This window comes from Streptomyces sp. NPDC060194, assembly GCF_042728285.1.
Lineage (GTDB): Bacteria > Actinomycetota > Actinomycetes > Streptomycetales > Streptomycetaceae > Streptomyces.
Genome location: NZ_JBHWZH010000239.1, coordinates 1 through 5,165, shown reverse-complemented (window position 1 = coordinate 5,165; position 5,165 = coordinate 1). Strand labels below are relative to the sequence as shown.

Sequence of the window (5,165 nt, the reverse complement as noted above, 5' to 3'; positions counted from 1 at the left end):
GGGGCCCAGCGGTCTGATCCGGCCGCCATCATTCGCTTGCCCGGCCGGCACCCTGAAGGACCCCTGCGAGCCCGCCGACGGAACGTACCGTCGGCGGGCTCGCCGCATCCCCGGATACCCTTGACCGGTGACCGACGCCCAAGAGACCGCAGCAGACCAGCCACTGCTCACCACCACCGGGGGCGGCCCCTCGGACGACGTCGAACCGGCGCCGATCCCCCTGCTCGCCCCGCGCGAGGGTGTGCCCCCCGTGATCGCCGACGAGGCCGGACTGGCCGCGACGGTCACCGCGTTCGCCGCGGGTTCCGGACCCGTCGCCGTCGACGCCGAGCGGGCGTCCGGCTACCGCTACGGGCAGCGCGCGTACCTCGTGCAACTGCGGCGGGCGGGGGCGGGCACCGCGCTCGTCGACCCCGTCGCCTGCCCCGACCTGTCCGCGCTCGGCGCGGCGCTCGCGGACGCGGAGTGGGTCCTGCACGCGGCGAGCCAGGACCTCCCCTGCCTGCGGGAGATAGGCATGGTGCCCGCCCGGATCTTCGACACCGAGCTGGCCGGGCGGCTCGCGGGCTTCCCGCGGGTGGGGCTCGGCGCGATGGTGGAGTCCGTCCTCGGCTACGCGCTGGAGAAGGGGCACTCCGCCGTGGACTGGTCGACCCGCCCGCTGCCCGAGCCGTGGCTGCGGTACGCCGCGCTCGACGTGGAGCTGCTCGTCGACCTGCGCGACGCGCTGGAGAAGGAGCTGGAGCGGCAGGGGAAGCTGGAGTGGGCGCTGGAGGAGTTCGACGCGATCGCCTCCGCGCCCCCGGCGCCGCCGCGGAAGGATCCGTGGCGGCGGACGTCCGGGATGCACAAGGTGCGGCGGCGGCGGCAGCTGGCGGTCGTGCGGGAGCTGTGGACCGCGCGGGACCGGATCGCGCAGCGGCGGGACGTGTCGCCGGGCAAGGTGCTGTCGGACGCGGCGATCGTGGAGGCGGCGCTGCGGATGCCGGCCGACGTCGCGGCGCTGACGGCGCTGCCGGGGTTCGGGGCGCGGATGGGGCGGAGGCAGCTGGAGCAGTGGCAGGCGGGGGTGGACCGGGCGCGGTCGCTGCCGGAGTCGGCGCTGCCGTCGCCCGGGGCGCCGGTGCAGGGGCCGCCGCCGCCGCGTTCGTGGGCGGAGAAGGACCCCGCCGCGGCGGCGCGGCTCTCCGCGGCGCGGGCGGCGATCGCGGGGCTGGCGGAGACCCTCCGCATGCCGCAGGAGAACCTGATCACGCCGGACACGGTGCGGAGGGTCTGCTGGGAACCGCCGTCCCCCGTGACCCGGGAGGCCGTCGCCGCCGCCCTCGCCTCCCATGGCGCGCGCCGCTGGCAGATCGACCAGGTCGCACCCCTGCTCGTGGTCGCCCTCGCGGCGAACCCGCCCGCGGAGGCCTAGGGCGGCCGGCAGCGGGGTCTCGCGGCTCCGCCGCGGGTACCGGCCTGCGGCCGGCGGCCTCAAGCGCCGGCCGGGCTGAGTTTTCGTGCGGCTCGGCGTGAACGTGGGCCGCCCCGCAGGAGGGTCGCGGCTGCGCCGCGGTGCACGGCCTGCGGCCGCGCGGCCTCAAGCGCCGGCCGGGCTGAAGTTTCTTGGCCCCCCGCGTATGTGACGTGCGCCGCCCCCACGAGGGTGGGCAGGTCTGTTACCGGCGAGTAGCATGACCGAGGGCGCCGTCGAAGAGACACCCGCGGTGGCGACCCCCGCAGCGAACCCGCATCTGGAGGAGAGCCATCGTGCCTCGTACCGTCAGGGACGTCGTCTTCGTCGACGGCGTCCGCACCCCGTTCGGCAAGGCGGGCCCGAAGGGCATTTACCACGAGACCCGCGCCGACGACCTGGTCGTCAAGGCCATCCGGGAGCTGCTGCGGCGGAACCCCGCACTGGACCCCGCGCAGGTCGACGAGGTCGCCATCGCGGCGACGACGCAGATCGGCGACCAGGGCCTGACCATCGGCCGCACGGCGGGCATCCTCGCGGGGCTGCCGCAGTCGGTGCCGGGGTACTCGATCGACCGCATGTGCGCCGGCGCGATGACCGCGGTGACGACGACGGCCGGCTCGATCGCGTTCGGCGCGTACGACGTCGTGATCGCGGGCGGCGTCGAGCACATGGGCCGCCACCCGATGGGCGAGGGCGTCGACCCCAACCCGCGGTTCGTCAGCGAGAAGCTGGTCGACGAGTCCGCCCTGTTCATGGGCATGACCGCGGAGAACCTGCACGACCGCTACCCGCACATCACCAAGCAGCGCGCCGACGAGTACGCCGTGCGCTCGCAGGAGAAGGCCGCGAAGGCCTACGCCGACGGCAAGATCCAGGCCGACCTGGTCCCCGTCGCCGTCCGCCGCACCAACGAAGAGGCGGGCGAGACCGGTTGGGGCCTGGTCACCGCCGACGAGCCGATGCGCCCGGGCACCACGCTGGAGAACCTGGCCGGCCTGAAGACCCCGTTCCGCACCCACGGCCGGGTCACCGCGGGCAACGCGGCCGGCCTGAACGACGGCGCCACCGCCTCGCTGCTCGCCTCCGAGGAGACGGCCCGCGAGCTCGGCCTGCCGGTCAAGATGCGCCTGGTCTCCTACGCGTACGTCGGCGTCGAGCCGGAGGTCATGGGCTACGGCCCGATCCCCTCGACGGAGAAGGCCCTGAAGAAGGCCGGTCTCACCATCGACGACATCGGTCTCTTCGAGATCAACGAGGCCTTCGCCGTGCAGGTGCTCGCGCTCCTGGACCACTACGGCATCGCCGACGACGACCCGCGCGTCAACCAGTACGGCGGCGCGATCGCGTACGGCCACCCGCTCGCCTCCTCCGGCGTGCGCCTGATGACGCAGCTGGCCCGGCAGTTCGAGGAGCAGCCGCACGTCCGCTACGGCCTGACCACGATGTGCGTCGGCTTCGGCATGGGCGCCTCGGTCATCTGGGAGAACCCCCACTTCGAGAACGCCGGAGGCGACAAGTGACCAGCACCACCGACCTGTTGAAGGGCGCCGCCGAGCTGTTCCCCGGCGAGGTCGTCACCAAGGCGCACGTACGCCACCTCGAACTGCCCTCCAAGGCGGGCCGGTTCGCGCTCATCACGCTCGACAACGGCTTCGACCACACCAAGCCGACGACATTCGGCCCGCAGTCGCTGGCGAACCTGAACGCCGCGCTCGACCAGGTCGAGCGGGAGGCCGAGGCGGACGACATCGTCGGCGTCGGCATCACCGGCAAGCCGTTCATCTTCGCGGTCGGCGCCGACCTCAAGGGCGTCGAGCTGCTGAAGGACCACGAGGACGCGCTCGCCATCGGCAAGGGCGGCCACGAGGTCTTCAAGCGCCTCGCGGGCCTGCGCGTCCCGACGTTCGCGTACTACAACGGCGCGGCGATGGGCGGCGGCGTCGAGGTCGGCCTGCACTGCTCCTACCGCACGGTCTCCGCCGCGGTGCCCGCGTTCTCGCTGCCCGAGGTCTTCCTCGGCCTGGTGCCCGGCTGGGGCGGCTGCGCGCTGCTGCCGAACCTGATCGGCCCGCAGAACGCCGTCAAGGTCATCATCGAGAACTCGCTGAACCAGAACCGCCAGCTCAAGGGCGCCCAGGTGTACGAGCTGGGGATCGCCGACGCGCTCTTCGAGGGCGCGGACTTCCTGGAGCAGTCGCTGATCTGGACCGCCGCCGTGCTGCGCGGCGAGATCCTCGTCGAGCGCCCGGAGATCGACCGCGGCGAGGCCTGGGACCAGGCCGTCGCGCAGGGCCGCCTCGTCGCCGACTCCAAGGTGCACGGCGCGGCCCCGGCCGCCTACCGCGCGCTGGACATCATCGCGGCGGCCAAGGACGGCGACCTCCAGGCCGGCTTCGACGCCGAGGACGCGGCCCTCGCCGACCTCATCATGGGCGGCGAACTCCGCAGCGGCATCTACGCGTTCAACCTGGTGCAGAAGCGCGCCAAGCGCCCGGCCGGCGCGCCCGACAAGGCGCTCGCCCGCCCCGTCACCAAGGTCGGCGTGGTCGGCGCGGGCCTGATGGCCTCGCAGCTCGCGCTGCTGTTCCTGCGACGCCTGGAGGTGCCGGTCGTGCTGACCGACATCGACCAGGAGCGCGTCGACAAGGGCGTGGGGTACGTCCACGCCGAGATCGACAAGCTGCTCGCGAAGAAGCGCGTCAACCAGGACAAGGCCAACCGTCTCAAGGGCCTGGTCTCCGGCGTCCTCGACAAGGCCGAGGGCTTCTCCGACGCCGACTTCGTCATCGAGGCCGTCTTCGAGGAGATCGGCGTCAAGCAGCAGGTCTTCGCCGAGGTGGAGGCCGTCGTCCCCGCCCACGCGATCCTGGCGACGAACACCTCCTCGCTCTCCATCACGGAGATGGCGTCGAAGCTGAAGCACCCCGAGCGGGTCGTCGGCTTCCACTTCTTCAACCCGGTCGCGGTCCTGCCGCTCCTGGAGATCGTCCGCGGCGAGCAGACCGACGACGCGGCGCTCGCCACGGCGTTCGGCGTCGCCCGGAAGCTGAAGAAGACGGCCGTGCTCGTGAAGGACGCCCCGGCGTTCGTCGTGAACCGCATCCTGACCCGGTTCATGGGCGAGATCCAGAACGTCATCGACGAGGGCACCCCGGTCGCCGTCGCCGAGAAGGCCGTCGAGCCGCTCGGTCTGCCGATGTCGCCGCTGGTGCTCCTGGAGCTGGTCGGCCCGGCCATCGGCCTGCACGTGTCGGAGACGCTCAACCGCTCGTTCCCCGAGCGCTTCACCGTCTCGCCGAACCTCGCGGCGGTCGTGAAGGCCGGCAAGCGCGGCTTCTACGTCTACGACAGCGGCAGGCCGGAGCTGGACCCGGAGGTCGCGGCGCTCCTGAAGCAGGGCGATGTCGTCCTGACCGAGGACCAGGTCCGCGCGCGCGTCCTGGACGCGGTCGCGCAGGAGATCGGGCTCATGCTGGAGGAGGGCGTCGTCGCCGAGGCGCAGGACGTCGACCTCTGCCTGATCACGGGTGCCGGCTGGCCCTTCCACCTGGGCGGCATCACGCCGTACCTGGACCGCGAGGGAGTCTCCCAGCGGGTGAACGGCAAGCCGTTCCTCGCGCAGGGCGTGGCATCGGTCCCGGCGTAACGGCTCCCTGAGGGACCACGGCTCGACGGCACGGGCCGCGCGGATCACCACGATCCGCGC

General features: G+C 72.9%; 3 protein-coding genes. All 3 read left to right on the top strand.

All coding sequences use genetic code 11. The features are described 5' to 3' along the window. Nucleotides 1-127: 127 nt before the first annotated feature. The 3 genes from ACFWEG_RS28160 (at nt 128) to ACFWEG_RS28150 (ending at nt 5,105) form a co-directional block, all read left to right on the top strand. Nucleotides 128-1,417: an HRDC domain-containing protein gene (locus tag ACFWEG_RS28160; RefSeq protein ID WP_387220704.1), complete on the top strand. Its 1,290-nt coding sequence runs from the start codon at nt 128-130 to the stop codon at nt 1,415-1,417. Between the two features lie 335 nt (nt 1,418-1,752). Further along, nucleotides 1,753-2,979, top strand: coding sequence for a thiolase family protein (locus tag ACFWEG_RS28155; protein ID WP_387220702.1), 1,227 nt, complete (start codon nt 1,753-1,755; stop codon nt 2,977-2,979). Beyond that, complete coding sequence (locus ACFWEG_RS28150; RefSeq protein WP_387220700.1) at nt 2,976-5,105, top strand: 3-hydroxyacyl-CoA dehydrogenase NAD-binding domain-containing protein; 2,130 nt, start codon at nt 2,976-2,978, stop codon at nt 5,103-5,105. Before ACFWEG_RS28155 ends, ACFWEG_RS28150 begins: the two co-directional genes overlap by 4 nt. Nucleotides 5,106-5,165: the final 60 nt, after the last annotated feature.